The sequence below is a fragment of the Pseudarthrobacter sp. J1738 genome (genome assembly GCF_050490315.1).
GTDB lineage: Bacteria > Actinomycetota > Actinomycetes > Actinomycetales > Micrococcaceae > JBNPEO01.
The window spans coordinates 55,746-81,192 of the sequence record NZ_JBNPEO010000003.1; the positions used below are offsets into that span (position 1 = coordinate 55,746).

General features: G+C 59.0%; 25 protein-coding genes, 1 tRNA gene and 1 riboswitch. Of the genes, 11 read left to right on the forward strand and 15 right to left on the reverse strand.

What is annotated here, in order from left to right; genetic code table 11:
• Window positions 1-341: 341 nt before the first annotated feature.
• Both ACQR35_RS06150 and ACQR35_RS06155 read right to left on the reverse strand, forming a co-directional pair.
• Complete coding sequence (locus ACQR35_RS06150; RefSeq protein ID WP_430269520.1) at window positions 342-1,070, reverse strand: hypothetical protein; 729 nt, start codon at window positions 1,068-1,070, stop codon at window positions 342-344.
• The gene (locus tag ACQR35_RS06155; protein WP_430266772.1) at window positions 1,070-1,813 is read right to left on the reverse strand and encodes a hypothetical protein; all 744 of its coding nucleotides are present in this window, start codon (window positions 1,811-1,813) and stop codon (window positions 1,070-1,072) included. Before ACQR35_RS06155 ends, ACQR35_RS06150 begins: the two co-directional genes overlap by 1 nt.
• A gap of 192 nt (window positions 1,814-2,005) precedes the next feature.
• On the opposite strand from ACQR35_RS06155, the gene ACQR35_RS06160 reads away from it, so the two are divergent.
• Both ACQR35_RS06160 and ACQR35_RS06165 read left to right on the forward strand, forming a co-directional pair.
• Window positions 2,006-3,661 carry an ABC-F family ATP-binding cassette domain-containing protein gene (locus ACQR35_RS06160; RefSeq protein WP_430269521.1) on the forward strand — a complete coding sequence of 552 codons (1,656 nt, stop codon included), beginning with the start codon at window positions 2,006-2,008 and terminating at the stop codon, window positions 3,659-3,661.
• Entirely contained in the window at window positions 3,658-5,571 is a 1,914-nt protein-coding gene (locus ACQR35_RS06165; protein WP_430269522.1) for an ABC transporter ATP-binding protein, read from the forward strand. The genes ACQR35_RS06160 and ACQR35_RS06165 overlap by 4 nt, the downstream gene beginning before the upstream one ends.
• Here ACQR35_RS06165 and ACQR35_RS06170 read toward each other — a convergent pair.
• The 3 genes from ACQR35_RS06170 to ACQR35_RS06180 all read right to left on the reverse strand — a co-directional run bounded on the left by ACQR35_RS06170 (window position 5,568) and on the right by ACQR35_RS06180 (window position 6,518).
• Window positions 5,568-5,987, reverse strand: a complete 420-nt coding sequence (locus ACQR35_RS06170) for an NUDIX hydrolase (RefSeq protein ID WP_430266775.1) — start codon at window positions 5,985-5,987, stop codon at window positions 5,568-5,570. The two genes, ACQR35_RS06165 and ACQR35_RS06170, sit on opposite strands and share 4 nt — an antisense overlap.
• Window positions 5,984-6,415, reverse strand: coding sequence for a DUF6314 family protein (locus ACQR35_RS06175; RefSeq protein WP_430269523.1), 432 nt, complete (start codon window positions 6,413-6,415; stop codon window positions 5,984-5,986). Before ACQR35_RS06175 ends, ACQR35_RS06170 begins: the two co-directional genes overlap by 4 nt.
• Window positions 6,416-6,442: 27 nt before the next feature.
• Window positions 6,443-6,518: transfer RNA gene (locus ACQR35_RS06180), tRNA-Arg, on the reverse strand.
• A 153-nt stretch (window positions 6,519-6,671) separates the two neighbouring features.
• Here ACQR35_RS06180 and ACQR35_RS06185 point away from each other — a divergent pair.
• Window positions 6,672-6,833, forward strand: a complete 162-nt coding sequence (locus ACQR35_RS06185) for a hypothetical protein (protein ID WP_430269524.1) — start codon at window positions 6,672-6,674, stop codon at window positions 6,831-6,833.
• On the opposite strand, the gene ACQR35_RS06190 is transcribed toward ACQR35_RS06185, so the two are convergent.
• From ACQR35_RS06190 to ACQR35_RS06205, 4 genes are all read right to left on the reverse strand, one after another.
• Window positions 6,830-7,249, reverse strand: a complete 420-nt coding sequence (locus tag ACQR35_RS06190; RefSeq protein WP_430269525.1) for a hypothetical protein — start codon at window positions 7,247-7,249, stop codon at window positions 6,830-6,832. The genes ACQR35_RS06185 and ACQR35_RS06190 overlap by 4 nt on opposite strands.
• A gap of 18 nt (window positions 7,250-7,267) precedes the next feature.
• Window positions 7,268-8,707 (reverse strand): WXG100 family type VII secretion target, encoded by a 1,440-nt coding sequence (locus ACQR35_RS06195; RefSeq protein WP_430269526.1) that lies wholly within the window; start codon window positions 8,705-8,707, stop codon window positions 7,268-7,270.
• A complete protein-coding gene (locus tag ACQR35_RS06200; protein ID WP_430269527.1) occupies window positions 8,704-9,612 on the reverse strand; it encodes a hypothetical protein in 909 nt (302 codons plus the stop codon). Before ACQR35_RS06200 ends, ACQR35_RS06195 begins: the two co-directional genes overlap by 4 nt.
• Before the next feature lie 91 nt (window positions 9,613-9,703).
• The gene (locus ACQR35_RS06205; protein ID WP_430269528.1) at window positions 9,704-10,366 is read right to left on the reverse strand and encodes a hypothetical protein; all 663 of its coding nucleotides are present in this window, start codon (window positions 10,364-10,366) and stop codon (window positions 9,704-9,706) included.
• A 30-nt stretch (window positions 10,367-10,396) separates the two neighbouring features.
• Here ACQR35_RS06205 and ACQR35_RS06210 point away from each other — a divergent pair, with 30 nt between their 5' ends.
• The 5 genes from ACQR35_RS06210 (at window position 10,397) to sucD (ending at window position 16,874) form a co-directional block, all read left to right on the forward strand.
• Entirely contained in the window at window positions 10,397-11,251 is an 855-nt protein-coding gene (locus tag ACQR35_RS06210; RefSeq protein ID WP_430269529.1) for an inositol monophosphatase family protein, read from the forward strand.
• A 94-nt stretch (window positions 11,252-11,345) separates the two neighbouring features.
• Complete coding sequence (gene pcrA / locus ACQR35_RS06215) at window positions 11,346-13,823, forward strand: DNA helicase PcrA (protein WP_430266783.1); 2,478 nt, start codon at window positions 11,346-11,348, stop codon at window positions 13,821-13,823.
• Window positions 13,824-13,871: 48 nt separating this feature from the next.
• Entirely contained in the window at window positions 13,872-14,585 is a 714-nt protein-coding gene (locus ACQR35_RS06220; RefSeq protein ID WP_430269530.1) for a hypothetical protein, read from the forward strand.
• 204 nt (window positions 14,586-14,789) lie between these two features.
• Window positions 14,790-15,959 carry an ADP-forming succinate--CoA ligase subunit beta gene (sucC, locus tag ACQR35_RS06225; RefSeq protein WP_430269703.1) on the forward strand — a complete coding sequence of 390 codons (1,170 nt, stop codon included), beginning with the start codon at window positions 14,790-14,792 and terminating at the stop codon, window positions 15,957-15,959.
• A 12-nt stretch (window positions 15,960-15,971) separates the two neighbouring features.
• Window positions 15,972-16,874, forward strand: coding sequence for a succinate--CoA ligase subunit alpha (sucD, locus tag ACQR35_RS06230; RefSeq protein WP_430266785.1), 903 nt, complete (start codon window positions 15,972-15,974; stop codon window positions 16,872-16,874).
• Window positions 16,875-17,027: 153 nt separating this feature from the next.
• Here sucD and ACQR35_RS06235 read toward each other — a convergent pair whose 3' ends face one another.
• A complete protein-coding gene (locus ACQR35_RS06235; RefSeq protein ID WP_430266786.1) occupies window positions 17,028-17,477 on the reverse strand; it encodes a MarR family winged helix-turn-helix transcriptional regulator in 450 nt (149 codons plus the stop codon).
• 170 nt (window positions 17,478-17,647) lie between these two features.
• On the opposite strand from ACQR35_RS06235, the gene ACQR35_RS06240 reads away from it, so the two are divergent.
• Window positions 17,648-18,856: an MFS transporter gene (locus ACQR35_RS06240; RefSeq protein WP_430269531.1), complete on the forward strand. Its 1,209-nt coding sequence runs from the start codon at window positions 17,648-17,650 to the stop codon at window positions 18,854-18,856.
• Here ACQR35_RS06240 and ACQR35_RS06245 read toward each other — a convergent pair.
• Window positions 18,845-19,615, reverse strand: coding sequence for a gamma-glutamyl-gamma-aminobutyrate hydrolase family protein (locus tag ACQR35_RS06245; protein ID WP_430266788.1), 771 nt, complete (start codon window positions 19,613-19,615; stop codon window positions 18,845-18,847). The two genes, ACQR35_RS06240 and ACQR35_RS06245, sit on opposite strands and share 12 nt — an antisense overlap.
• 37 nt (window positions 19,616-19,652) lie before the next feature.
• On the opposite strand from ACQR35_RS06245, the gene ACQR35_RS06250 reads away from it, so the two are divergent.
• Window positions 19,653-20,783 carry an LOG family protein gene (locus ACQR35_RS06250; protein WP_430266789.1) on the forward strand — a complete coding sequence of 377 codons (1,131 nt, stop codon included), beginning with the start codon at window positions 19,653-19,655 and terminating at the stop codon, window positions 20,781-20,783.
• Window positions 20,784-20,811: 28 nt separating this feature from the next.
• Here the strand turns inward: ACQR35_RS06250 and ACQR35_RS06255 are convergent, their stop codons facing one another.
• The 3 genes from ACQR35_RS06255 to ACQR35_RS06265 all read right to left on the reverse strand — a co-directional run bounded on the left by ACQR35_RS06255 (window position 20,812) and on the right by ACQR35_RS06265 (window position 24,173).
• Window positions 20,812-21,942 (reverse strand): VIT1/CCC1 transporter family protein, encoded by a 1,131-nt coding sequence (locus ACQR35_RS06255; protein WP_430269532.1) that lies wholly within the window; start codon window positions 21,940-21,942, stop codon window positions 20,812-20,814.
• 112 nt (window positions 21,943-22,054) lie between these two features.
• Window positions 22,055-22,429 (reverse strand): hypothetical protein, encoded by a 375-nt coding sequence (locus ACQR35_RS06260; protein ID WP_430266791.1) that lies wholly within the window; start codon window positions 22,427-22,429, stop codon window positions 22,055-22,057.
• A 12-nt stretch (window positions 22,430-22,441) separates the two neighbouring features.
• A riboswitch (SAM riboswitch) is annotated at window positions 22,442-22,551 on the reverse strand.
• Between the two features lie 92 nt (window positions 22,552-22,643).
• Window positions 22,644-24,173 (reverse strand): sodium:solute symporter, encoded by a 1,530-nt coding sequence (locus ACQR35_RS06265; RefSeq protein WP_430269533.1) that lies wholly within the window; start codon window positions 24,171-24,173, stop codon window positions 22,644-22,646.
• 237 nt (window positions 24,174-24,410) lie between these two features.
• Between ACQR35_RS06265 and ACQR35_RS06270 the strand changes: the two genes are divergently transcribed.
• Window positions 24,411-24,989 (forward strand): helix-turn-helix domain-containing protein, encoded by a 579-nt coding sequence (locus ACQR35_RS06270; protein WP_430266792.1) that lies wholly within the window; start codon window positions 24,411-24,413, stop codon window positions 24,987-24,989.
• A gap of 15 nt (window positions 24,990-25,004) precedes the next feature.
• Here ACQR35_RS06270 and ACQR35_RS06275 read toward each other — a convergent pair whose 3' ends face one another.
• Window positions 25,005-25,358, reverse strand: coding sequence for an endonuclease domain-containing protein (locus ACQR35_RS06275; protein ID WP_430269534.1), 354 nt, complete (start codon window positions 25,356-25,358; stop codon window positions 25,005-25,007).
• Between the last annotated feature and the right edge of the window lie 89 nt (window positions 25,359-25,447).

Genomic DNA, 25,447 nt, shown 5'->3' on the forward strand with positions numbered 1-25,447 from the left:
ATCAGGCCGCATCGAATGACGCAGCCGTGTCCAGTGACGATACCAATCACAACGCCCAAGGCAAGAGCTAATATTTCGTAACTTTACGCTGAATCTGTAGTCGTGACTTGACTCACTGGTGTGAATTTGTGCAGTAGGGCGCTGTCGTCGCCCATTTGAGGGTGTGAAAAGGGGCCGTTAAATGGCTGAGTGGGGGCGGTCCCCAACAAACCGCCACCACTCATCCCCCCAATATGATCAGACCGTCAGCGTCTCCTTAACCTAGGAACAAACGCGGCAAGCACGGATTCACATATTCATGATTGTTCCACGTTCTAATGAATCCGTGAATTGTATTACGATCACTGTTTCATAACCCTTTGTGAGTGGGCCCACCAGCGGCTCAGACCAATGCCACCCAAGCCCAGCACAATCAAAAGAATGCTGCCGTAATTAAGCGCAATCTGAATACTCCATTGATTCAGCTGGGGGACTGGATTGATGCCGGCTAGGAGCATCATCAGCAACCCGGCCCCCAGTACAGCAGTACTTACGCGAAAGATGGCGGGAAGCCCACCACGAACCACTCGCCACGCAGCCGGCAGCAGTACTGCTGCAACGTAGGCCGGATAAAGCCTGCCCGCGGCCGCATAAATCTCATAACAGACCGCATTAACAGGGTTACGGTCACTAATGCCGTCCATGCCCAAACCGGTGCCCGACGTGTCCATCAACAGGAATGTTGCAAGAACCGCCACGGACATAACGGCCAACACGATCAGTCCCGGTGGCCCCACCAGCGCGCGGTGCGCCCGCGAGGAGCCAAAAGCTCGCGCAATCCGTGCACCGCCAAGCACTACGGCCGCGAAAACCACGTAACGCAGGATGAGGTTCACATAATTGCTACTGCCTAGGAGCGAATCAAAAAAGAAGTATGGGCCCCGGATACTCAACAGTACGGCTAGGCCGGAGAGTACAAAGATCCAAAACATCAACGGATTGCGGCCTTGAAGCAGACTTGGCACCCGTAATCCAGCCAAGATGATGCATACAGCGAAGCAAGCCCACTCCAACAGGGATCCGGTATCCATTAGCCTAGGTGCTCCCAAATCTGCTCACGTTGAGCGATATCTTGTTCTTGTTTGCGTAGCGTGCGGCTCATGACTTGCAAACGGTCCGCCGCAAGTTGGGCTAATTCCGAATCTGGGATGCGTGCTAAAGCTTTCTCACGTGCGTGCTCCGGCCAGCTCGCCTCCTGTGGAGTGATGAGCTCGGTCACCACCAGTGCGCTGGCAGGGCCAAGTCCTGCCAGCCTGGCCGTTGAAACAGCTAGCTCCGGGGCTAGGCGGTTGGCACTGAGCTGGGCGGAAAAGTTTTGTGGGGCAACCCCCATGGTGGCGGAGACCTGCTGCCTAATTTCACCGGTATCCACTGCGTCAACCCAGTTGCGCACTGATTGCGAGTGCGGGATCGGTGTTAATGCGGGGACTTCGAGTTGATCGGGCCAAGGCTTGGCGTTCGCCCGGCTTAGCCTTTTGGCCAGATCAGCCAATAAATCCTCGGTACTGATCTGGCTGAGGAGCTCGGCGTCGGTGGGCTGCTGGTGGCTTGTGAGAAGGTCGCGGTAGCCGTCAAAGCACGCCAGCTCGGCCAGCGGATTCAATCCGTAGGCCCGTGCAATTGCCACAACGGTGGATTCGGTGACTTTGCCGCGAACTAGTTGTTGGGCCAAGGTGGTCCGTTTGATGCCTGCAGCGCGGCAGACCTCCGAGGTGGTCGCCCCCTCGGCTACCCCGTTGAGCCAATTTTGGAAGGCGCGGGAACTCAAAGACATTAGCAACTTCCGGAAGGGATCAGGGGGACGCAAATTGATTTTACTCGACGGCAGATTGTGGTCTAAGGTTATTTATCGAAGCCCGCTGTTACGGATACCCCCCAAGTTCGTACCGGCGGGTTTCTTTATGCCCTCTGCGGATTTGACCCTGGCTTGGTACTGGCGATGCTAGGACGGTGAAAGAATTGAGCCATGACGGCAACGCTTGTGGCCCGGGATTTGTCCGCCGGCCATTCCCACCGATCCCTTTTTAATAACCTCTCTCTCACTGTAGCTCCAGGCGATGTTGTGGGGGTTGTGGGGGCCAATGGTGCGGGCAAATCGACTTTACTGAGTGTGCTTTCCGGACATCTGGAACCACTCGGTGGAACCGTTCAGTTGGCTCCGGCTGACGCTTTTGTTGGCTGGTTGCCCCAAGAACACGATCGAATTCCTGGTGAGGACATCGCTGGCTATATTGCCCGCCGCACCGGCTGCGCCGCTGCCACCGAAGCCATGGAAGCTGGAGCCGAAGCGCTCGCAGCCGGAGCCCCCGGCTCCGATGACGAATACACCCTCGCTTTTGACCGCTGGATGGCATCCGGTGCCGCAGATTTAGAGGACAGAATCCCTGCAGTGTTGGCAGATCTGGGACTAGATCTGCCGATGGACTCGCCTATGACCGGACTTTCTGGCGGCCAGGTGGCGCGCGTAGCGCTCGCAGCCCTGTTGTTGAGCCGCTTTGACATCGCACTTCTAGATGAACCCACCAACGATCTGGACCTGGATGGTTTGGAACGGCTTGAGAAGTTCATTGCCGGCCAGCGTGGTGGTGTGGTGCTGGTGTCGCATGATCGTGAGTTCCTCTCCCGTTCGGTGAACAGGATTGTGGAGCTGGACTTGGCCCAAAACTCGGTGGCAGTTTATGACGGTGGCTACGATTCCTACCTCGAAGAACGTGCGGTGGCACGCAGGCATGCTCGCGAACGCTATGAAGAGTTCGCCAACACCAAAGCGGATCTAGTAGCCAGAGCGCGGACGCAGCGCGAGTGGAGTTCCCAAGGTGTCCGGAATGCGATGAAAAAGAGCCCGGACAATGACAAGATTCGCCGGGCTGCGAGTACCGAATCTTCAGAGAAGCAAGCCCAAAAAGTGCGCCAAATGGAGTCCCGAATTGCCCGCCTCGATGAGGTTGAAGAGCCTCGTAAAGAGTGGCAGCTGCAATTCACTATTGGTCAGGCACCACGGTCCAGTTCCGTAGTTGCCACACTGCGGGACGTAGTGGCTCACCAAGGTGACTTCACCTTAGGGCCGGTGAATTTGCAGGTCAACGCTGGCGAACGGATTGGGATAACCGGTCCCAACGGGGCCGGTAAGTCCACGCTGTTGCGGTTACTTTTGGGCCGGCAAACCCCGGACGACGGCGAAGCGTCCTTGGGTGCCTCCGTTGCCATCGGCGAAATCGACCAAGCCCGTGGCGCGCTCGCGCCCGAGCTGGACCTAAGTACCGCCGTGGAAGCCCAATTGCCGGAGTATTCCGCAGCCGAAGTACGCACTCTGCTGGCGAAATTTGGCCTCAAAGCTGATCACACCAATCGTCGGGTGGAGCTTTTGTCACCCGGAGAGCGAACCCGTGCTGGATTGGCATTGTTGCAAGCACGTGGCGTGAACCTGCTGGTCCTTGATGAGCCCACCAACCACTTGGACTTGCCCGCGATCGAGCAGCTTGAAGAAGCCCTTGAAAGCTATGACGGAGCGCTGCTTTTGGTGACACATGACAGGCGTTTGTTGGACACCGTCCGGCTAGATGTCCGTTGGGAAGTCGCGGCGGGGCGCGTTACGGAGAACACTTCAGGAGCAAGCAGATGAGTATGGACCGTGTGGCATGGAGTTCCTTGCACAACCTGACCCGCGCCAAATCAGGCAGCACGCCGTTTACTAAAGCGACTCTCAAACGAGTTCTCAAATTCGCCGTTCCGCACCGCAACCGGCTTATTGCCTTTATTTTGTTGTCCATTGTGGCGGCGGTGCTGGCTGTAGCCACCCCGGTGCTTGCTGGAAAAGTAGTGGACGCGATTGTTGCTCGCACTGATTTCAATGTGATCTTGTGGCTCGCGATCATGATTGCCGTCGTGGCAATTGTTGAGGCAGGGGTGGGCTTACTGGTCAGGTGGCTGTCCTCGATGATCGGTGAAGGTGTGATTGTGGACCTGCGTACTGCAGTGTTTGATCACGTCCAGAAAATGCCGATCGCCTTTTTCACGCGCACCCGTACTGGTGCCTTGGTGAGCCGGCTGAACAATGATGTGATCGGCGCCCAAGCAGCATTTGCCGGCACCTTGTCCGGTGTGGTGAGTAACGTCGTCGCACTGGTACTGACGTTGATAGTGATGCTGGATAAGTCCTGGCTGGTCACGGTGCTCGCCATGATTCTGTTGCCGATCTTTTTGATTCCGGCACGGCGGATGGGTTCCCGTCTGGCCGATTTGCGGCGGGAATCGGCTGCGCACAATGCCGCTATGGGTACCCAAATGACAGAGCGTTTTTCTGCCCCGGGCGCCACTCTGGTGAAGCTCTTTGGCCGTCCCGACGAGGAATCCCGCGAATTCGCGCTGCGGGCTGAACGGGTGCGTGACATTGGGGTGCGTACAGCGATGCTCCAGTTCACCTTTGTGACAGCACTGACGCTGGTCTCCGCGCTGGCGCTTTCACTGGTGTACGGCTTGGGCGGTTGGCTTGCCCTGGGCGGCCAGTTGGCACCGGGTGACGTGGTGGTTTTGGCTTTGTTGCTGACCCGTTTGTACGCCCCACTGACCTCTCTTTCGAATGCCCGCTTGGAAATTATGAGCGCGCTGGTCAGCTTTGAACGGGTGTTTGAGATTCTGGACCTCAAGCCGCTGATTGAGGCGAAACCGAACGCTCGGAGTGCACCGCAGGGACCGCTCGCGGTGGAGTTTAAGGACGTGCGTTTCTCTTACCCGGCGGCGGACAAGGTTTCTTTGGCTTCCCTTGAGGACGTGTCCATTTTGGATACTCGCGGTGGAGAAGAGGTACTTCACGGCATCAGTTTCCGGGTTGAGCCGGGCCAAACCGTTGCGTTGGTAGGGTCCTCTGGCGCCGGAAAGTCCACTATTGCGCAGCTTCTGAGCCGCCTGTACGACGTCGATTCCGGGGCCGTGCTGTTGGGTGGAAGTACGCCAGGGGCCGGCGTAGATGTGCGTGATTTGAGTTTCGAATCATTGCGTCAGTCGATGGGAATGGTCACCCAAGACGGGCACTTGTTCCATGAGACGCTTGCCTCAAACCTACGTTTGGCCCGGCCTGATGCCACTGACGAAGAGATGTGGGACGTGCTGCGCCAGGCCCGGCTTGAGGACATGGTGCGGTCTTTGCCGGATGGTTTGGAAACAGTGGTGGGGGAGCGCGGCTATCGGCTTTCCGGTGGTGAGCGTCAGCGTTTGACGATTGCACGGCTGTTGATTGTGCAGCCTCGGATTGTGATTCTCGATGAGGCAACCGCCGCGCTGGATTCCAGCAATGAGGCCGCCGTGCAGGCCGCCCTCGGGGTGGCGTTGGAAGGCCGCACCGCCGTTGTTATTGCTCACCGGCTGTCCACTATTCGTGCCGCTGACGCCATCTTGGTGGTGGAGGGCGGAAACATTGTGGAACGTGGAACGCACACTGAGCTGTTGGCGCTGGGCGGCAGATATGCGGAGCTCTACAACACACAGTTCGCTGAGGCTACATCGGTGGCGGAAGAGGCATTGCCAGAAATCTAGTGGGCGCCGGTGGTGTTGCTGTTGGTGCGAAGCCGGGGGAGCACATGATCGGTCAGGAGCGGGGCGAGATCGTCAGGCAGCGGTGCGTCGAGGTCTAGCCAGCGTAGTTCTGCGATCTCTGCCGAGGCAGTGGCGCTCCACGTGCCAGGAGCGGTGAAAACGGTGGCTTGAATGTCTGTGGCAGCCTCGTTAGCGGCGTCGGCGAGCCAGACGTCAAGGAGTTCCAGATCCTCGGCGGGGATGCTGATGCCCACCTCTTCTTGCAGCTCACGGGACGCAGCTTGGGCCGCGGTCTCGCCGGTTTCCGGTTTGCCGCCGGGGTGCATAAATTTTTCGGTTCCGCGTTTCCGGACGGTCAGCAGCCGGCCCTGTTCGTCAAAAACGCACACTGCAGAGACAACAATCAGATCTTTCACCGGTTCAGCCTACGGTGCAGCACGCTGTCCAAGCGAAGCAGCTTCGACGGGCCTGTGACGTCCCACCGGAAACGGAATGAATCCTCGTCCATGCGTTCGTAGTTCACCCGGTAGAGATCGTTGACGCACAAGTGTTCGGCCTGTTCCTGCCCAAACTTGAAGGACATACGGTGGAAGGGTTTCCCATCGGTGAAGAACATGTCCAGCGCGGAGGTGTCTTCGCACGGATACAGAAGATATTCGCGGAACGCCGGCGAGCTGTGCCCCGCCCAGCGCAGTGTGCCGTTTTCGCGGTAGCGGAGACCGCCGTCGGGCAGTGGTGTGTAATGTGCGACGCCGGTGAACTCGCCATGAGTGCCCGAGGCGCGGTCCCAGAGTTCGCGGCTGAGCGTCCACTCGCCGAGGAGCCAATCGCTAAGATTCGTCACCGGTGTAGTTTACGACGGGTCAAGATTTGGTGCCCTCGATTGGAATCGAACCAACGACACCGGCTTTAGGAGAGCCGTGCTCTATCCACTGAGCTACGAGGGCTGGGCCCGGACTTTGCACCGTCGGCTTTCGCCAACCGGTCTGTCCGGACACGCCTACCAGCATATACGGTGAGAACGCCGAGCTGTGTTTGCCAGCACCTCGCGGCCGGCTGTGACACACAAATGTCAGCTGGCGGTCTGGGCTAAGCCAAAGATGCCCCGCGTTCCACTGAAAGTACCGCTGCTCACGGCACTGGCAACTCGAGTGTTGATCGGAGCAGGAGGTGCAGGTGCCGCCGTGTTTGGTTTTGTTCCAGAAGATGCCGGTTCACCGCTGCACTATGCCGGGGCCGTGACGTACTTTGAAGGTTGCTAGCCGAGTGTTTTGAGGCAGTCGCGGTACTCGGTGAGTGTGGTTCCACCGCCGCAGCCGAGGTCTTTTGGAGTGAGGACGGTGGTGCTGTCATCGCCGATCACCTGAAGCGGCAAGTCGATCTCGGGGTCGCCGCCGGCGGCTGTCACAAGGGCTCGAAAAGACGTATCCAACAGCGTCTTTAGTTCCGCGGGATCAGAAGTGTTGGCATGGACCCCTAAGAATCCGGTTCTTCCCATCCCTGCGGTGGTTTTGTATTCGGATTCCACGCTCTGAACGTGGTCCAGTGATTGGACAGCCGACTGGTATTTGGCAGCCATATCTGCGTCAGAGGGAGCCTTTGCGCCCATACCGCACGCGGATAAAATCATTGCCAAGATTCCCATAATCACCAGTGTAGGTAGTGGTCTTATTTTCATACAGTGCTCCTAGTGCTCCTATTGCTCCCGGCCAATGCCAGAGACACTCGAATGGACCTCGGAATCACCACTACTAAAAAACTGTTGCGTTGAATCCTTGCTGCTGTAGTCGGCCAGCGGACCATGGCCTTCATTCTCGCGAACGGAATTGGTGTAATTGTTGTAGCTGTGGTTGCCAGTGACATCCGTAGCCCCAACTCCTGGCGGATCGGGAAGTGTCACTATCGAGGCATCATTGCGTGATGGCCAGGCCGGTGAAGCGGCATTGGAATTTCCCAAATCTAAGCGCGGCACCACGTCGTGTTGATGCTGGATTGCCAAAGTGTCCACCGAGTCTGGCACACGCGCAGAGTCAATTGGCGCTCCGTAAGTCACCAGGTTGGTGACATTAAAGCGCTCGCGGAAGTCGTCGTCGGCCGCTAACGCTGCGGCCGTCATGCCGCCCTGCGAGTGCCCCACCAACATCACTGGCGCGCCCTCCGGAATGCCAGCTTTTTTCATTGCCAGCTCAACGGCTTCAGAGGAAGTAGACATACTCCCTGAGGCCGATTGAACATTACCCACGGTATCCATCGGGTTTGTGCCGGAGCGGACATTCCACTCTGAAGTGCCTGGGATGCTCACAATGTAGGCTGGCCCGTTGCCGTTGTCCACGCTAGTGATTCGAATTGCGGCATCAGGGGTGCCAGTCTTGCCATTGTCACCATATGTGGCGGAGACCCCGCTCAAGATTGAGGCAAGATCTGTCGGTGCAGGTGTGTTGTTTCGGCCGTTTTGGCGGGGTCCGTCACCTACACCAACCTCAGTGGGGGCAGTGGCCGTGGGGGTGCCGTCGTCGAGAACATGTGGCTGAATCAAGCCCAAGGTGCCGATGGTTGTCAGTAGATTCTGCTGGCCGGTAGCAATCTGTAGGCCCGAGGCGACAAGCTCGGTGGTGGACGGCGGCTCACCTGTTTTTGCAAAGTTCCAGAGCAAATCGCCCACATTTCCAAAGTTCTTTGCCTGATCCCCGAATGCGTCAGTGAGGTTATCAAAGCGATCGCTCACCTGGTCTTTCAGGAAGCCCAGAACCTTCGAGCCGCCATCTTTGACCGTATCCACCACAGAATCAGCGCCGTCAAAAAGGTGGCGAATTTTATCGAGCGGATTCTCAGAACCGCCACTAGTTCTGGTCTGCGAACCGCTGCCAGTGCCGTTGTTGTTGCTCGCCTGTTCCTGCTGGCGGATGTCTTCGCGCAACCGTTCAGCGGCATGCTGGATCGATTGTGCGGTGCTGGAAAGCTGCAGACGGTGCGACTTCCACTCGGCCTTAAAACGTTGCCCGTCTGGGCCATCCCATGAGCTTTGCGCAATCACGGGGCTTAGCTGACGTCCCAGATCTGTGAGCCGCTGGCTGGCCCGGTGCATGTCATGTTGGAGCTTTTTGGCCTGCTCCAAGTCCATTCCGTAGAAGCTCACCGGGCACCATCCCCAGCGGCATTGGTTGAACGTTCCTCAGCGGACGCTTGAAGATCATGGGCCCCGAGGACCAACCACAAAACTTCGCGAGCAATATCTCCGGCGCTCACTTCAACCAAGTGGCTGGCTGGCGCATGGTTGGCGGGGCTGCCGTGACGCGTGGGGCCGCGAAGCGAATACAACTTTTCAGACAGCGCCCACACGGCGCCCTGCTGCTTCTGTTGGGTGCTGACGGTGACGTGGACACTCGCCTTGGGGCGGACGACGGCGTCACGCACCTCCGGGGGCAGACCACCTACTGCCGGTACCGGCGTCGAACCATGCACTGATGTTTGGTGCACTGATGTTTGGAGCGCTGCAACGTCCTCAGCGGGTATGGCATATTTTGGTCCGTCAGCGAGGGCGGCGTTTGCGGCCGGAGCCTGCAGAAGTGGGTGATCGGGAAGCCCTGCGGCTAGGACAGGCCACAAATCCGTTTCGCGGAAGAGCACCAGATCCGCCACGGGATCCAGCCCAACGACCTCAACCGTGCCGTCACTTTCCTGCCGGACTGTGCGGGCTTGTGTGTAGGCCGCAGCTAATCCACCGAACAACCACACTTGAGTGTGCTGCGAGGCATCGGGTGTCCTCGAAACAAAATCCACCACGATATTCGCGCTCAAAACTTGTGCAAGCAGCTCTTGCCACGCTTCGCTGAGCTGGCCGTCGGAGGTGGTGATTCCGGCGTCGAACAGTTCTTGCTCGAGTGTCGTGTGATCCTCAGCGCTGAGGGCGGACAAAAGCTCAACAGTTTCAGTCCGGAGGGCGGTGGGGCTGTTAGTGGCGCTTTTGGCGAGCGCGAGTGGCCAGGCCAGAACGCTCATCCGGTAACGCTGTTGCCCGGCGGTTGTGGTGGAAGTGCTCATGCAGTGCTCCCCAATCTTGCATCGCTTTAACCCTGTAGACGGGCTCTCCAAGAAGTAAAGCCCGTCCGCAAGGTTTGGTCGATGGGGAGCGCTACCCTGCCGCGGGGGTTGTGACGTGGTTTCGTTTCCGTCGGCCGTCAAAGAGTGCGACGGCGGCGGCAACAACGCTTGCCAGCAAAAGTACCCAGCCTGCGACGGTGAGGATCGAGGCGAAAGTCACGGCTCCGGCGTCGGGCGCTGAAGAACCGAACAAAGAATCAATGGCCATATTCGCCGCGATCCGGACCGCGGCAAAAGCCACTGGCAAGGCCATAATTACTCGGCGCAATAGGCCCCGGCTCATGTTAGTGCCGATCAATAGCAACCAGCTCACCAAAAAAATCAGCGGGAACAGTGTGCCAGCTGTTTTGTGTAGGTAGCTCAGCTGACCACGTGCGTCCGAGTCCATGACATCGCGCAAGTGCCCAATATACGTTGGGTCAAAACCACCGATCAACGCATCCGGCATGGCTAAACCACTGGAGAGCTGCGTCATCTGATTGAGCGTCAAAACGTGCAGGTACCAAAACAGGAACAGGCTCGCGGCCACTCCAGCAATCACAATCAGCTTGGCGTTGTTCTGATTTTCACTCGCTGGCTTTTTACCTTGTGCGCCACTTGAAGTGCGGGGTGTGAGCGATGGCGGGAGGGAAGCGTTGGGGAGGTCAGCCTTTGCCCCGTGTTTTTTCAGACGCTGAGCGGGGGTTTTAGACATGACTTCATTATGTCCCGGTAGTCTGAATTTATGAGCACCGGTAGGCACAGCGCAGCCCAACTTGATCCCTCCCTCGACGACTATCAACTTGCCTCGGCACTGGTCCGTGAGGCCGGACAACTAGCCTTGCTGATGCGAATGGGCGGACTCAGCGGTGAACAGAAGACTTCTGTCTCCGATGTGGTCACCGCCGCGGATCGTGCAGCCGAGGCCTACGTTTTGGAACAGCTTCGCCGTTGCCGCCCAGAGGACAGCATCTTGGGCGAAGAGGGTGCCTCATTCGCCGGAACCAGTGGGCGCACTTGGGTTATTGACCCGGTTGATGGCACGTACAACTTCCTGCAGGGATCCAGCTACTGGTGCTCCGCCATTGCGCTCAAGGGTGGGGGAGCGGCTGCGTCTACAGTGAGTGCCAGCGCTGATCCTGAGGTGATCTTAGGCGCCATCTATCAGCCCGAAATGGAGAAGCTGTGGCTCGGCGGCGTGGACCATGCCGCAACGCTCAACGATGAAACCCTGGTGGGCCCCTCGAGCGCTGACCTCGATCAGTTGGGCGCCGCAACCTACATCCACCCGCGTTGGTTGGTTGATCCCATGGCGGCGATGCCATGGCACGCTGCGGCAGTCTCGGCGGCAACCTTGCGTATGTTTGGTTCAGGATCCTGCGATCTTGCGAGGGTAGCCGACGGAGAAATTGGCGTCTGGTTCCAACACAGCTGCCCCGAATGGGATTGGCTGCCGGGGAAGGCAATTGTTCGGGCAGCTGGCGGGCGAACTGCCGTAGTGGCGGTCAACGGACTCAACTGGTTTGTTGCCGGTGGGGCCAATTCCGTGAAACAAGTTGTGGCAGCTCTACAGAGTGGATCCGTACAACACCTAGGCTGAGTGTCCTGGCCGGGGGCCGAGAGGGCGAACGGGTAGGGACTTAGGGTGGCCGGTGGGAAAGCTGTCGGTGCCACGGCCTAGACTTGATCGAACCATGGACATGCTGTTTGACCCTTACGCCAAATCACCGCTCAACCCTGCGCAGGAATCACCTTCCCGCGCCGCCGAGCCGAGCCGTGAAGCCCAAAACCTGAGCAACTTCACCCCGCCACAGGCAGCTGACTTGCTAGAAGGACTTAATCCGCAGCAAGAGGAAGCAGTTAAACACGGCGGTAGCCCGCTGCTCATTGTTGCTGGTGCAGGCTCGGGTAAAACTAGGGTGCTCTCTCACCGGATTGCCTACTTGATTGCCACCCACCGGGCGCACCACGGTGAAATCCTCGCGATCACCTTCACCAACAAAGCCGCCGCAGAAATGCGTGAGCGTATTGAAACGTTGATGGGCCCGCGCGCCAAGAATATGTGGATCTCAACCTTCCACTCCTCGTGCGTGAGGATTCTGCGCCGTGAAGCGTCCAACGTTGGCCTGAATTCAAACTTCTCCATCTACGATTCTGCTGACTCGCTCCGGCTGATCACACTGGTGGCCAAGAACCTTGACCTTGACCCCAAACGTTTTGCCCCGAAGGCCATTCAGCACAAGATCTCGGCCCTGAAAAACGAGTTGATTGACGATGATCAGTACTCGTCCAGCGCAAATTACAACGATCCCTTTGATCAGGCAGTCGCTGAGGTTTACAAGGGCTACACGCAGCGTTTGCGTCAGGCCAACGCCATGGACTTTGACGATCTGATTGCCCAAACCGTGTACATGTTCCGAGCCTTCCCCGGATTGGCGGAGTCTTATAGGCGCCGTTTCCGCCACGTTTTGGTGGACGAATACCAGGACACTAACCACGCGCAGTACGCCTTGGTTCGGGAGATTGTCGGCGAGGGCCCGGACAAGAGCGAGCTCACCGTGGTGGGCGACTCTGACCAGTCCATTTACGCCTTCCGTGGTGCCGACATCCGCAACATTGTGGAGTTCGAGAAGGACTATCCGGACGCCCGGACCATCAAACTTGAGCAGAATTACCGCTCCACCCAGACCATTCTGAGCGCCGCCAACGCGGTGATCAGCCGCAACCCCAACCGTCCGGAGAAAAAGCTCTGGACGGCTGAAGGTGATGGCGCCAAGATCGTTGGCTATGTGGGTGAAAATGAGCATGAAGAAGCACAATTTATTGCCAAGGAAATTGACAGGCTCCAGGACGAGGATGACCTGCGTCCCGGCGATGTAGCAATTTTCTACCGCACCAATGCTCAGTCACGGTCCATTGAGGACGTTTTGGTCCGTGTTGGTCTGCCCTACAAGGTGGTGGGCGGCACCCGGTTCTACGAGCGCAAAGAAATTAAGGATGCGCTCGCTTACCTGCGCGTGTTGGTGAACCCGGACGACGACGTCAACCTGCGCCGGATCCTTAACGAACCCAAGCGCGGGATTGGGGACCGTGCTGAAGGAGCGATTGCCTCCCTCGCCGAACGCGAGCGGACCTCCTTTATGGAAGCTGCCAAGCGCGCGGATGAGGCGCCGGGAATGGCCACCCGATCAGTCAACGCTGTGCAGGGTTTTGTGAAAATGATGGGCGACTTGGCCGAGGTTGCTAGCGGTTCTGGGGCTGCTGCAGCACTTGAAGCGGTTCTTGAGCAGACCGGGTACCTTGCGGGGCTACGCGCTAGCACCGATCCACAAGACGAGTCTCGCGTGGAGAACCTCGCCGAACTTGTTGCAGTGGTCCGTGAATACGAACGCGACAATCCCGAGGGTTCACTCGGTGAATTCCTTGAGCAGGTTTCATTGGTGGCGGATGCTGATCAGATTCCGGATGCCCCGGAGGGCAGTTCGGAGGACGCAGCGGCTGCCGTTGCCGAGGCGAAGCGCCTAGGTGTTGTCACGCTGATGACGCTCCACACTGCCAAGGGTCTTGAGTTTCCGGTGGTGTTCCTCACCGGAATGGAGCACGGAATTTTCCCGCACTCCCGTTCCGCCACAGATCCTAAGGAGCTCGCTGAGGAACGCCGTTTGGCCTATGTGGGGCTAACACGAGCCCGCCAACGCCTGTACCTAACGCGTTCGGAAGTTCGCAGCCTCTGGGGCCAAAGCCAGTACAACCCGGCCAGCCAGTTCATCGAAGAAATCCCGGCGGAGTTGCTTGAATGGCGCCGCGAAGGGACTTCCCGGCAGAGCCTGGGGCAAAGTGGCGGCTGGGGTGCGCCCATCGGCACCAGCCGTTACGAAGGTTCTTTCTGGGGTGCCGGAACGGCCCGCGGAACTGGCAGTCGCTCACAGGCGCCGAGCGCTTCGGCGGGATTCAACGCTGACGTTCCTGCCGCCGTGGCCCGTACCCGAGTTCAACCCCAAAAGGAGATCGTTTCGGTCTCGGTGGGGGACAAGGTCAACCACACGAGCTTCGGCAACGGCACGGTTTTGGCGGTGGAAGGGACCGGGGACAAAACCGTTGCGAAGGTAAAGTTCGACGGCGCCGAGAAACGCTTGCTGTTGCGTTACGCGCCGCTGGTGAAACTGGACTAGTGGCCGGCTTGCGCGCACGGGGAGCCGATGGTGGGCATAATGGGCAGCATGCGACGGATGATTTTGGGGCTTCTTGCCGCCTTGTTGATGCTCAGTGCCACTGCATGTTCGGTGGTTCAAAAGGACCCCAACTACACGCCGCCGCCGCCCTTGCCGCCGCTGGAACAGCTCAAACAAGCCACCGTGGTGCAGCCCTCTCAACCGCCTTCGGAGGGGGAGCCGCTGACTTTTGTGACAAAGGATCGCAATGCAGTGTGCGCCATCACCGAGTCCAAAGGCGAGCACGTCAATGTTCCCTACGAGGACAATGATTTTGGCAATAGCGCCAACAACAAGTACCCCACGGTTCCGGTGGTGCAATGCGAGTTTGCCGTATACCCGCAAGTGAAAACCTCGGACGTTAAGGACGATTGTTCTGGCACCGGCTTTGGGTATCTTGGCGGAATTATTACGCTGGCGCCCACCGCGGTGCGGTACGGGAATTGCCGGGCCGGAGCCACAGCGATGGAAAACGAATTTGGCCCCAAAGGCACCCGGAACGGCGAGATTTCTCAGCTTGAAACGCTCGAGGACGGGACGGCCGTGGAACGCAATGGTCTGCGCTGCACCGTCTATAACAACGGCGTGGCCTGCGGAAACCTTTCGGCTGGTGTGGGATTTTTTGTGAGCCGCACCGAGTATCAACTGCTAGCGCCGGACGCCAAAGCGGGGAAGACTACCAAGTCTTCACCCAGTAGCACGCCAGTTCCTACCAGTAAGTAACGCCAAATTCCCCGGAAAATCACGGGTTTTCTACGGCCAATAGAACTGTGTGCTTCCTCACTTAACGAGTACTCTGGGACAGGCATAGCTTCCAACGGGACTAGAGTTCCAAGTGGAGCAATGCGTCCTGCCGCTAACAAAATTGTTGGTACAAGGCGCCAGTATTCCCAAGAAAACTACTTCGACGTAGAAGGACACCAAACCGTGGACCTGTTTGAATATCAGGCGCGCGATATGTTCGAGGCGCACGGTGTACCCGTGCTCGCTGGCATCGTGGCGCACACCCCTGAAGAAGCAAAGGCAGCTGCCGAGAAGATCGGCGGCGTAACCGTCGTTAAAGCACAGGTAAAGGTCGGTGGCCGCGGCAAGGCCGGCGGCGTCAAGGTGGCCAAGAGTGCTGATGAAGCATTCAATTACGCCAATGACATCCTTGGTATGGACATCAAGGGTCACACCGTCAACAAGGTGATGATCGCCCAGGGCGCTGACATTGCTGAGGAATTCTACTTCTCTGTCCTGCTGGACCGTGCCAACCGCAACTACCTGGCTATGTGCTCGGTAGAGGGCGGTATGGAGATCGAGCAGCTCGCCGTTGAGCGGCCCGAGGCTCTGGCTAAGGTTTCCGTTGACCCGGCTGTTGGAATTGACCAGGCCAAGGCAGACGAAATCGTTGCTACGGCTGGTTTCGCTGAGGACCTTCGCGAGAAGGTTGCAGCAGTAATCATCAAGCTCTGGGACGTTTTCAAGAACGAAGACGCCACCCTCGTTGAGGTCAACCCGCTGGTTCGCACCGGCGCCGGTGACATCGTTGCCTTGGACGGCAAGGTCTCCTTGGATGAGAACGCTGGCTTCCGCCACGTCAACCATGAGGCACTTGAGGACAAGGACGCTGCTGATCCTCTCGAGGCTAAGGCAAAGGCCCAGGACCTCAACTACGTCAAGCTTGACGGCGAAGTTGGCATCATCGGTAACGGTGCTGGTCTTGTGATGTCCACCTTGGATGTTGTTGCTTACGCTGGCGAAAACCACGGCAACGTCAAGCCGGCTAACTTCTTGGACATCGGTGGTGGAGCCTCTGCGGAGGTTATGGCTGCTGGTCTGGACGTTATCCTCGGTGATGAGCAGGTCAAGAGCGTGTTCGTCAACGTCTTCGGTGGTATCACCGCTTGTGACGCTGTGGCTAAGGGCATCGTTGGTGCACTTGCTGAGCTTGGTTCTTCTGCCAACAAGCCGCTGGTAGTTCGTCTCGACGGTAACAACGTTGAAGAGGGCCGCCGCATCCTGAACGAGGCCAACCACCCGCTGGTAACGCTGGCCGCCACCATGGACGAGGGCGCCGACAAGGCCGCCGAACTCGCCAACGCAGCGAAGTAAGGGGACGCCACCATGTCTATTTATTTGAACAAAGACTCCAAGGTCATCGTCCAGGGCATCACCGGCGGCGAGGGCACCAAGCACACCGCTCTGATGCTCAAGGCCGGTACCCAGGTTGTTGGCGGCGTGAACGCACGCAAGGCTGGCACCACTGTCCGTCACGGCGATGTTGAACTGCCCGTCTTCGGTAAGGTCTCCGAGGCTATGGCTGAAACCGGTGCTGACGTTTCCATCGTGTTCGTTCCGCCGGCATTCACCAAGGATGCTGTGGTTGAGGCCATTGAGGCTGGAATCGGCCTGGTTGTTGTGATCACCGAGGGTGTTCCGGTGCAGGATTCTGCTGAATTCTGGGCATTGGCACAGTCCAAGGTTGACGCTGACGGCAAGCAGATCACCCGAATCATCGGCCCGAACTGCCCCGGCATAATCACCCCGGGCGAAGCTCTGGTTGGTATCACCCCGGCAAACATCACGGGCAAGGGCCCCATCGGCTTGGTTTCCAAGTCCGGTACCTTGACCTACCAGATGATGTACGAACTTCGTGACCTCGGTTTCTCCACCGCAATCGGCATCGGTGGCGACCCGGTCATCGGCACCACCCACATCGACGCACTCGCTGCGTTCGAGGCGGACCCGGAGACCAAGGCCATCGTGATGATCGGTGAAATCGGTGGCGACGCTGAAGAGCGCGCTGCTGACTACATCAAGGCTCACGTCACCAAGCCGGTTGTTGGCTATGTTGCTGGCTTCACCGCTCCTGAGGGCAAGACCATGGGCCACGCTGGCGCCATCGTTTCCGGTTCCGCAGGTACGGCTCAGGCTAAGAAGGAAGCTCTTGAGGCTGCTGGTGTAAAGGTCGGCAAGACGCCTTCCGAGACCGCCACACTGCTGCGCGAAGTTTACGCAGCTCTCTAAGCATTACCCCCCAACGCGGGGTCACTTACGGCCGGTGTTTGTCCTAAACATGGGCCGTAAGTGACCCCGCGTTGGTTTTAAAACGGACGACGGCGGGTCCGCCCCTTTCTTTACCAGGAAGGTGCGGACCCGCCGTCGGGCGTTTAAGTAGTGTTAAGCGTTCGCGTGAAGTAGCGGCAGCGCGTCCACCAGCGCGGCCAGTTCGGGGATCTCTTGGGCGCTGGCGATGGCGCGCTCGAGGGTCTGATCGTGTACCGGGCGGGACTGCTCGAGCAGCTCGATGCCGCTGGCGGTGAGCTCGGTGTAGATGCCGCGACGATCGTCTGCGCATAGGATCCGGGTGAGTAGGCCGCGGTCCTCGAGCCGGTTGACCAGTCGAGTGGTGGCGCTGGCGCTGAGGGCGGTGGCGCGGGCGAGCTGTTGCATACGCATGTGCCATCCGTCCTGCCGGCTGAGTGCGTCCAACACGGTGTACTCCACTACTGAGAGCTTCGCCTCGGCTTGTAGGGAGCGTTCCAGCTCGCCTTCAATCAGGCCGTGCAATGCCGCGAGGGTGCGCCAACCCTGGGCGCGGACCTCTACGGCGTCGTCCTTAATGGCCATTTGTTTTCCTCTCGCGCGTGCTGTTGATGTGCCACCGAGCATTACGGGGAGCACAAAGCAAAGATAGTTGCTTGCGCGTTGTATCTGCTTGTGCAACAATAAATACCGCGCGTGCAACTAAAAGCTTACGTGCCATATCCCATTCCGTACAGTTTTGAAGGAGCACCGCCATGCCTATTGGCCTGATAGCCCTAGCCCTAGGTGGGTTCGGGATCGGACTCACCGAATTTGTGATCATGGGTTTGCTGCCCGAGGTCGCTGCCGACTTCCACGTCAGCGAGGCCACCGCAGGTTGGCTGATCTCCGGATACGCCTTAGCCGTTGTTGTTGGGGCACTGGGACTAACCGCTGCAGTGACCCGTTTTGAACGCAAGCCCGTTCTCGCCGTGCTGCTGGTGCTGTTTATTGCCGGAAACCTCGTCTCCGCCACCGCGGGGGATTACTCCCTGATGATGGTGGGCCGGATCGTCGCGGCACTCTCGCACGGTGCCTTCTTCGGAATCGGGGCGGTGGTTGCAGCGGACATGGTAGCGCCCACCAAAAAAGCCGGCGCAATCGCTATTATGTTCACCGGCCTCACTGCTGCCAACGTGCTGGGCGTGCCGTTCGGAACTATGCTGGGGCAGGCCGCTGGTTGGCGCTCCACGTTCTGGGCCATCACGGTAATTGGTGTTATCGCCTTGGTAGGCATCCTCACGTTGGTCCCCAAAACTGGTCACGGTGACACCACTCCAGGGAGCTTGCGAAGTGAACTCCGTGCCTTCCGCTCCGGTCAGGTCTGGCTCTCCATCATGGTCACCATCCTGGGCTATGGCGGAATGTTCGGTGCGTTCACCTACATCGCCTTCACACTCACCCACGTCTCCGGGTTCGCTGCCTCCGCCGTGCCGTGGTTGCTGATCGTCTTCGGCGTAGGGCTCTTTATTGGCAACACAATCGGCGGCAAGGCTGCTGACCGCAACGTAGACCGCACACTCGTAGTGGTTCTCGCGGTGCTCGTAGTGGTGCTTGTAGGGTTTGCACTTACCGCGCAGAACCAGGTGCTTACTATCGCCTCGATTGTCCTGATGGGTGGCTTCGGCTTCGCTACAGTTCCGGGCCTGCAGATGCGCGTGATGAAGTACGCCTCGAGCGCGCCCACCCTTGCCTCCGGAGCCAACATCGGAGCCTTCAACGTGGGCAACGCTCTGGGAGCCTGGCTCGGCGGAGTAACAATCACTGCCGGGCTCGGCTACACCTCACCCATCTGGGCTGGTGCCGGAATCACCCTGCTAGGTCTGGTGGTGATGATCTTCGCCGCCGCACAAGCCAAGCGTGCCACCGCCGAAGTTAACCGCACACCCGCCGTCGCACTCTCAGCGGGAAAGCTACCGCGCTAGCTCGCCGCACCACAACACGAACGCGCGGAACGGCGCGAGGCGGTCCTCGGCGTCGAGTTCGTCAGACTCGGGGTGCCACTGCACTGTCACAACGTTCCGGTCTGGATCTTCGAGACCCTCCACCACACCATCGGGCGCCACTGCGGTAACCAGTAGCCCAGCGCCAACATTTGCCACCGCCTGGTGGTGGCCGGAGGCGATGCGGGCGCTTGTAGCGCCGGAGTACAAGCGGCTCACCAGGGATCCCGGAGTGATGCTGACTTCATGGAAGGCCCAGGCCGTTTCTTGCCCTTCGACGGCCGGGCCCATGCTGTGAACCACGCTGTTCACGGCGGAAGCTGCAGGCCGTGGCAAGTCTTGGATGAGCAAGTCTTGGATGAGCGTGCCGCCGCACAGGACGTTGACCAGTTGGTGCCCGCGGCAGATCCCCAAAAGCGGAACCTTCGCAGCGAGCGCCCGGCGGCCGATGGCAAGGTCCAGTTCGTCTTGCGCGGGGTTAACGTCGTAGCACTCCCGAATCGGCGTTTGCCCGTAGAGCTGCGGGTTGACGTCTCCGCCGCCGGGAAGAACCACACCGTCCAGCGGCTGAGCGTTATAGTCATCCGAGCTGTGCAACAGCACGGGAGACCCGCCTGCGTCGCGAACCAGCTGGACAATAAAGTCGAAAAGTTGGTTAGCTTCCCCAACCCGCGAATCGGCTCCCTCGGCGTCGCTCAGGCGGACAGGGATACCAATGGCAGGTGCGGCAAAACGGTGCATGCTCCATTGTGCATCTTGCGCTGGATAGGGTGGGATTATGTCGCGTCATTCATCGTTGAAACCTAGCCCGCGCTCGCTCGAAGTGGAATCCCTGGCCCACTTTGACCAGCTAGTGGCGGCTGGGGCTAGGTCCATGCATGGTTGGCACGTGCAGTCCCTAGACCTGCAAGAACGATCGGCTGAGCTGAAACGGTTGAACCCGCAGGGGGCCATTTTCTTAGGCTGCAGTTTTGCCACGGGGATGGATGAGTCATTGCGTTCACGGGGAGCACTGCTGTTTCCCAAACTCGGCGGGATCGACTTTGACCCATACCGCGGCACGCTCTACACAGCGGGGGAGTTGTACAACGGAGTCAGTGAACACCCTTACGAGGAAACCCTGGACGCCCGGGTGTACCAGTGGAGTCTGCGAGTGGGGCAGAGGCGGAGTTTGGATGCCACCTTGGCAGCAGCCTTGCACGATCACGCCATTGGTGATGCGCTCGAGGAATTCGTTGAAACCAAGACTCGCCGTGGGGTGGTCGGTGTGATGGGCGGTCATAGCGCGCAACGCGGGAGCGATGACTACGCACAAGCTGCGGAATTGGGCCGGTCACTGGCTCAAGAGGGCTTTTTGGTGGCTACCGGTGGTGGGCCGGGCGCCATGGAAGCGGCGAACCTCGGAGCGTTGATGAGTGCGGGGCCAGACGCTGACCTTCAGGCGGCTTTGAAGTCCTTGGCGCAGGTCCCGAGCTTTCGTCCTTCAATTTCTGCCTGGGCGCGAGCTGCACAAAACGTGGTGAACTCAGTGCCAAGCCCCGTAGCAAGCCTCGGAATTCCCACCTGGTTCTACGGTCATGAGCCGCCGAATCTGTTCGCAAGCGGGATTGCCAAGTACTTCGCCAACTCGATCCGCGAAGCAATCCTCCTCGAGTTGTGCACCGGGGGCATTGTGTTTCTGCCTGGTGCTGCCGGCACGGTTCAAGAGGTTTTCCAGGATGCTTGCGAGAACTATTACGGCACCCCAGAGACCGTCAGGCCCATGGTTTTAGTGGGCCGGACGTATTGGCAAAACAAGGTCCCGGTGTGGCAGCTGCTGAGTTCTCTGGCTGCGGGAAAGCCGATGGAGCGGCACGTCCACTTGGTGGATACTGTGGCAGACGCCGTCGAACTTTTACGCTCCAAATAACCCAACGGAAAGGGAGAGTGAAAGTCTCCTAGCCGATCGTGGCACCAAACAGTAGACCTAAACCGTACGTGGCCCCGGCAGCACCGAGGCCAATCGCCAGTTGGCGCAGTGCCCGGCTGAGTGGGGAGGTACCGGAGAGCAAACCAACGACGGCGCCAGTCACCAACAGTGCCAAGCCCACCAGAACGGCGGCGACGATCAGCGCCGGCATTCCGGCCATCCCAAAGATGAACGGCAAAATCGGGATGATGGCACCGGAAGCGAAGAAGCAGAAGCTTGAGGTGGCAGCGCCCCATGCGGTACCCACGGCCTCGTGTTCGTCCTCAGGCTCAGGCAATTCCGGCTGCAAGGACAAGCTGGGATCGCAGTCGCAGCTCAAAATGCCCAAGCGCTCGGCGGCCCGGTGCTCGGCCGCTTCTTGGCTCATTCCGCGGGCCCGGTAAACCAACACTAGTTCGTTCTGATCCACATCCAGCTGGGGTGCTGCATGGAGGGTGATCTGGGTAGGGCGTGATGCTTCGAGCAATTCGCGCTGAGAACGGACTGAAACAAATTCGCCAGCACCCATGGACAAAGCGCCTGCCAGCAGGCCGGCAACACCACTAAAGAGGACAACTTGGCTGCTCACACCCGTCGCGGCCATACCCATCACCAAGGACAAATTGCTGACCAGGCCGTCATTGGCGCCAAATACAGCCGCGCGGAACGTGCCGGAGAGGCGGTTACGGCCGCGGGTTGCCAAACCACGAACTACCTCCTCGTGAATGGCTTCGTCGGCGGCCATGGCCGGGGTAGCAGCCGGGTCTGTGGCGTAGGGGGAGCGGCCCTCGGCGCGCTGGGCCAAAGCCAAAACGAACACGGATCCAAAGTTCCGGGCCAAGAATCCAAGGAGCTGGCTGTTGAGCGAGGCGGCACGCTTCTGCTCAGCATGCTCGCCCAAGAGCTGCTCCCAGTGAGCCTCATGCCGGCCCTCAGCTTCGGCCAAAGCGAGCAAGATTGAGCGCTCTTCGCCTTCGCGGCGCTGGGCCAAATCGCGGTATACGGCCGCTTCGGCGCACTCGTCGGCGAGGTACTGCCGCCAGCGTTTGATGTCTGCAGAAGTAGCTTCAGTAACTGCTTGCTGGTGGGTTCCGGACTGCTCTTCCGGCGTTGAATTCAACTCGGGCTCCTGGGTTCAATGAAAGGTGGCGCCCCGTTGCGCAGCCATCACTGTACCGTTTATTGGCTCGGATTTTGGGCCGGTATTCCTTGCGAAAAAGTTTCGGTAGACCTTAATTTGTGGCTTTCAGAGTGAAGCTCAGAGGTTTCCCACGGCGGTGCCCTATGGCGGCTACACGGACAGTCAGCACAGCGTTCACTTCATCCCAGCCCGGTTGAGCCACAGCATTGTTCAGTGCTCGGGCCAACTCCTTCGGCTCGGCACACCAATACCGTTGAGACCCACTTGAGCGCCAGATGGTGACGGTGCCCAAATTTAGATCCACGGCTGGCAGGACCGGCACCGTGGTGGGCTGGGACGCGGTGTCCGCGGCGTCGTCGTACTTAAGCGATTGCTGAAACTGAACTGGTTCTTGAAACTGAATTGGTTCTTGAAACTGAACTGGTTGCTGCGGGGCTGAATAGCGGTCTGTGGGGGCGGCTGACACGGCCGGATCCTTCCGTTGCTCTTGCCCCGGCCTTCTGGCCGCGGCCGCTTCCTCATCCGAACCACCCGCGAACATGGGGTTGGTCTGTGGTAAGTCGGAGCTTGGCACCACAAGTCTTGAAGCTGCGCACCAGCTTACAACGCACTGCGGCGGTGCCAGAATTTGTGAATCCGGCACCGCCGCAGGAGGTGCTTTTGTTACGTGCTCGGTGCGTCTAAGGAACTGCTACCGGCATCTCTTCTTTCACAACTGCGCCTGATACACGCTTGTCCCATGCGGCGCGAACAGCTGCGTCAGTGGGCTTAGTCAAGAGTGAGAGAACCACATAAACCACCAGCGACGCGCCAAGGCCCCAGTAGATGGGATCGTTGGCGTACACGCCATCCTCGCTGGGGATGATGCCAGCGGAGTAGGCAATCAGCAGTGCCAGAGTGAGGACGGAGCCAACAGCCATTGACCATGCAGCGGCGATTCCGGTACCGCGCTTCCACACCAGACCACCCAGGATTGCCACCAGTAGGCCACCCACCAGGATGTCGTAAGCGATGGTCAAAGCCACCACAACATCCTGCGCGGCCATGGAAATCAGCACGGCAATGATGCCCAAAGCAAGGACCCAATAACGGTTGGCTTTGACGTCGTGCTCCGGGTTTTCGGTGTCATTGGTGTTGACGGTTTTCCCAAACCAGCTGGCAACAAAAGGAACAACATCGGCGCGTGCCACGGTTGCTGCGGCAATGAGCGCACCGGACGCAGTGGACATCATGGCGGCAACAGCGGCAGCCATGACCAGACCACCGATCCCGATTGGCAAAATGTTGGTGGCAACCTCGGCGTAAACAACGTCCTTGCCGAGTGCCTTGACGTCAATATTGGGCAGTGCTACCTTGGCGGCCAAGCCGATCAAAGCGCCGGCCACACCGTAGAGAATGCAGTAGATACCGGCAGTGGCGCCGCCCCAACGGGCAACCGCAGGGGTTTTGGCGGTGAACACACGCTGCCAAATGTCCTGACCGATCAACAAGCCCAAGGTGTAGACCACAAAGTACGTGATGATGGTCTGGACCCCGATGCCGTCCATCTGGAAGAAGCTCGCGTCAACGCGTTCGCGGATGCCGTCTAGGCCGCCGGCCGCGTTGAGTGTGAACGGGAGCATCAGGAAGAAGATGCCCACAGTTTTGATGATGAACTGAACCTGGTCAGCGAGGGTAATGGACCACATACCGCCGATAGTCGAGTACACCAGCACAATGGCACCGCCCACGGCGATGGCCAGCCAACGTTCCCAGCCGAAGAGAACCACAAAAATGGTGGCGTAGGCGCCCGTAGAAGTTGCGCAGAGCATCAGGGTGTAGGCAAGCATCACAATGCCAGAGGTCTGCGTGGCGCGCTGGCCGTAACGCAGGCTGAGCATTTGGGAAACAGTGTAAATTTTGAGGCGCTGAATGGTGGGAGCGAAGAGCAAGCTCAGCAGCAAAACACCGGCGCCAATGGCGACCACCAGCCACATACCGGAAATACCAAACTTGTAGCCGAGGCCAACGCCACCTACGGTGGATGCGCCTCCCAGTACGACGGCGGCCATGGTGCCTGTGTAGAGCAGGGGACCAAGGCGGCGGCCCGCTACGAGGAAGTCGCTGTTGTTTTTGGTGCGGGACTTGCCCCACCAGCCGAACGCCAGCATGGCGAGCAAATATGCCACCACAATAACGATGTTGATGATGTTGCCAGAAGCGGCATTCATGGGGAGCTCCTCAGAGCGTTATATAAGAGGTTGGGGTGGTGACCACGCGGATATTTCCTATGAGGCAACCTTTGTTGCCCGCCACGCTATTATGTGATGGGCCTAACAGTCAATCTCGTGACATAACAAGTGAGCTTTGAAGCCACGCCTTAGGATTGCTCCAGTGACCTGGGCAGGCTCTGGCTGGAACAACGGTGTTTGGCCGAGGCTGCGCGAACCAGCGGTGAAAGGTTTTTGATGAAGGCATTGCCCGTAGAACCCAGCAGTACCCCCGTGGCGATCGGCTCCCGGATTAGGGCCGCCCGCCAATCCCAGCGCCTGACCATCGAACAAGTTGCTGCCGCCACTGGCTTGACTAAAGGATTTCTCAGCAGGGTTGAACGTGACCTGACTTCGCCGTCGGTAGCTTCCTTGGTGACCTTGTGCCAGGTGCTATCCGTTTCCGTGGGGGATCTATTTGCCGCTCCGGAAACTCATTTGACCCGCAATGGCGATGGTCCGCGGATCTCACTCGGTGGCGAGGGAATTGTTGAGCGGCTGCTCACTGCCCGTTCTGAACGCCGCGTCCAGGTCCTCCAAGGTGTTATTGCCCCGCGCGGTAAAGGCGAAAGCGAACTGTATGCCGTGGACTGCGATGTTGATGTCCTGCATGTTGTTCGAGGCAAACTGAGCCTGATCATGACCAATGAACGTTATGAACTTTCCGCCGGGGACACCTTGTCATTTCCCGGGCGTGAGCCCCACAGCTGGGAAAACCCGGGCAGCGAAGAAACCGAAGTCCTCTGGATTCTTGTACCGGCCGCAACGGGGCAGTAATACTCCCGTTTGCCCTCACCGCACTTGCGCCCGCAGAACCTGCTGAATCTGGGCAATAACCTCGGTTGGTCGGGCCCAAAGGTCCTCCGGCATGTACCGGAGGACCCTAAAACCTTGGCTCGTTGAGGCGTTGTTGCGTTGAAGGTCCTTGCGCATGGACTGCCGGCTCGAATGAAACTGGAACCCATCCACCTCCACGATGGACTCGGCGCGCATATCCAGCTCCCGCAATTGTTGCAACGACGGGGCCGAGCGTGAGCCCTTCAACTCTTGGGTCAGTAATTCAAGGGGCACACCGCAAAGACGAATAGCTGAGGTGCCGAGGGCAGTTGAGGCGGGGATAGGTAGGCACGTGAGTGCATGGATCACCGCATCCTCAACTGCTGCCAGCGGAAGTAAGCCTTCCGCGTCGAATCGGACGGTCCGATGCCGAACAAACCCAGAGCCGTGGCCGTGGT

Coding starts and splice junctions, on each gene's coding strand:
- ACQR35_RS06150 (WP_430269520.1), bottom strand. CDS start 1,070: ATGGATACCGGATCCCTGTTGGAGTGGGCTTGCTTCGCTGTATGCATC.
- ACQR35_RS06155 (WP_430266772.1), bottom strand. CDS start 1,813: ATGTCTTTGAGTTCCCGCGCCTTCCAAAATTGGCTCAACGGGGTAGCC.
- ACQR35_RS06160 (WP_430269521.1), top strand. CDS start 2,006: ATGACGGCAACGCTTGTGGCCCGGGATTTGTCCGCCGGCCATTCCCAC.
- ACQR35_RS06165 (WP_430269522.1), top strand. CDS start 3,658: ATGAGTATGGACCGTGTGGCATGGAGTTCCTTGCACAACCTGACCCGC.
- ACQR35_RS06185 (WP_430269524.1), top strand. CDS start 6,672: ATGCCCCGCGTTCCACTGAAAGTACCGCTGCTCACGGCACTGGCAACT.
- ACQR35_RS06190 (WP_430269525.1), bottom strand. CDS start 7,249: ATGAAAATAAGACCACTACCTACACTGGTGATTATGGGAATCTTGGCA.
- ACQR35_RS06200 (WP_430269527.1), bottom strand. CDS start 9,612: ATGAGCACTTCCACCACAACCGCCGGGCAACAGCGTTACCGGATGAGC.
- ACQR35_RS06205 (WP_430269528.1), bottom strand. CDS start 10,366: ATGTCTAAAACCCCCGCTCAGCGTCTGAAAAAACACGGGGCAAAGGCT.
- ACQR35_RS06210 (WP_430269529.1), top strand. CDS start 10,397: ATGAGCACCGGTAGGCACAGCGCAGCCCAACTTGATCCCTCCCTCGAC.
- pcrA (WP_430266783.1), top strand. CDS start 11,346: ATGGACATGCTGTTTGACCCTTACGCCAAATCACCGCTCAACCCTGCG.
- ACQR35_RS06220 (WP_430269530.1), top strand. CDS start 13,872: ATGCGACGGATGATTTTGGGGCTTCTTGCCGCCTTGTTGATGCTCAGT.
- sucD (WP_430266785.1), top strand. CDS start 15,972: ATGTCTATTTATTTGAACAAAGACTCCAAGGTCATCGTCCAGGGCATC.
- ACQR35_RS06235 (WP_430266786.1), bottom strand. CDS start 17,477: ATGGCCATTAAGGACGACGCCGTAGAGGTCCGCGCCCAGGGTTGGCGC.
- ACQR35_RS06240 (WP_430269531.1), top strand. CDS start 17,648: ATGCCTATTGGCCTGATAGCCCTAGCCCTAGGTGGGTTCGGGATCGGA.
- ACQR35_RS06245 (WP_430266788.1), bottom strand. CDS start 19,615: ATGCACCGTTTTGCCGCACCTGCCATTGGTATCCCTGTCCGCCTGAGC.
- ACQR35_RS06250 (WP_430266789.1), top strand. CDS start 19,653: ATGTCGCGTCATTCATCGTTGAAACCTAGCCCGCGCTCGCTCGAAGTG.
- ACQR35_RS06265 (WP_430269533.1), bottom strand. CDS start 24,173: ATGAATGCCGCTTCTGGCAACATCATCAACATCGTTATTGTGGTGGCA.
- ACQR35_RS06270 (WP_430266792.1), top strand. CDS start 24,411: ATGAAGGCATTGCCCGTAGAACCCAGCAGTACCCCCGTGGCGATCGGC.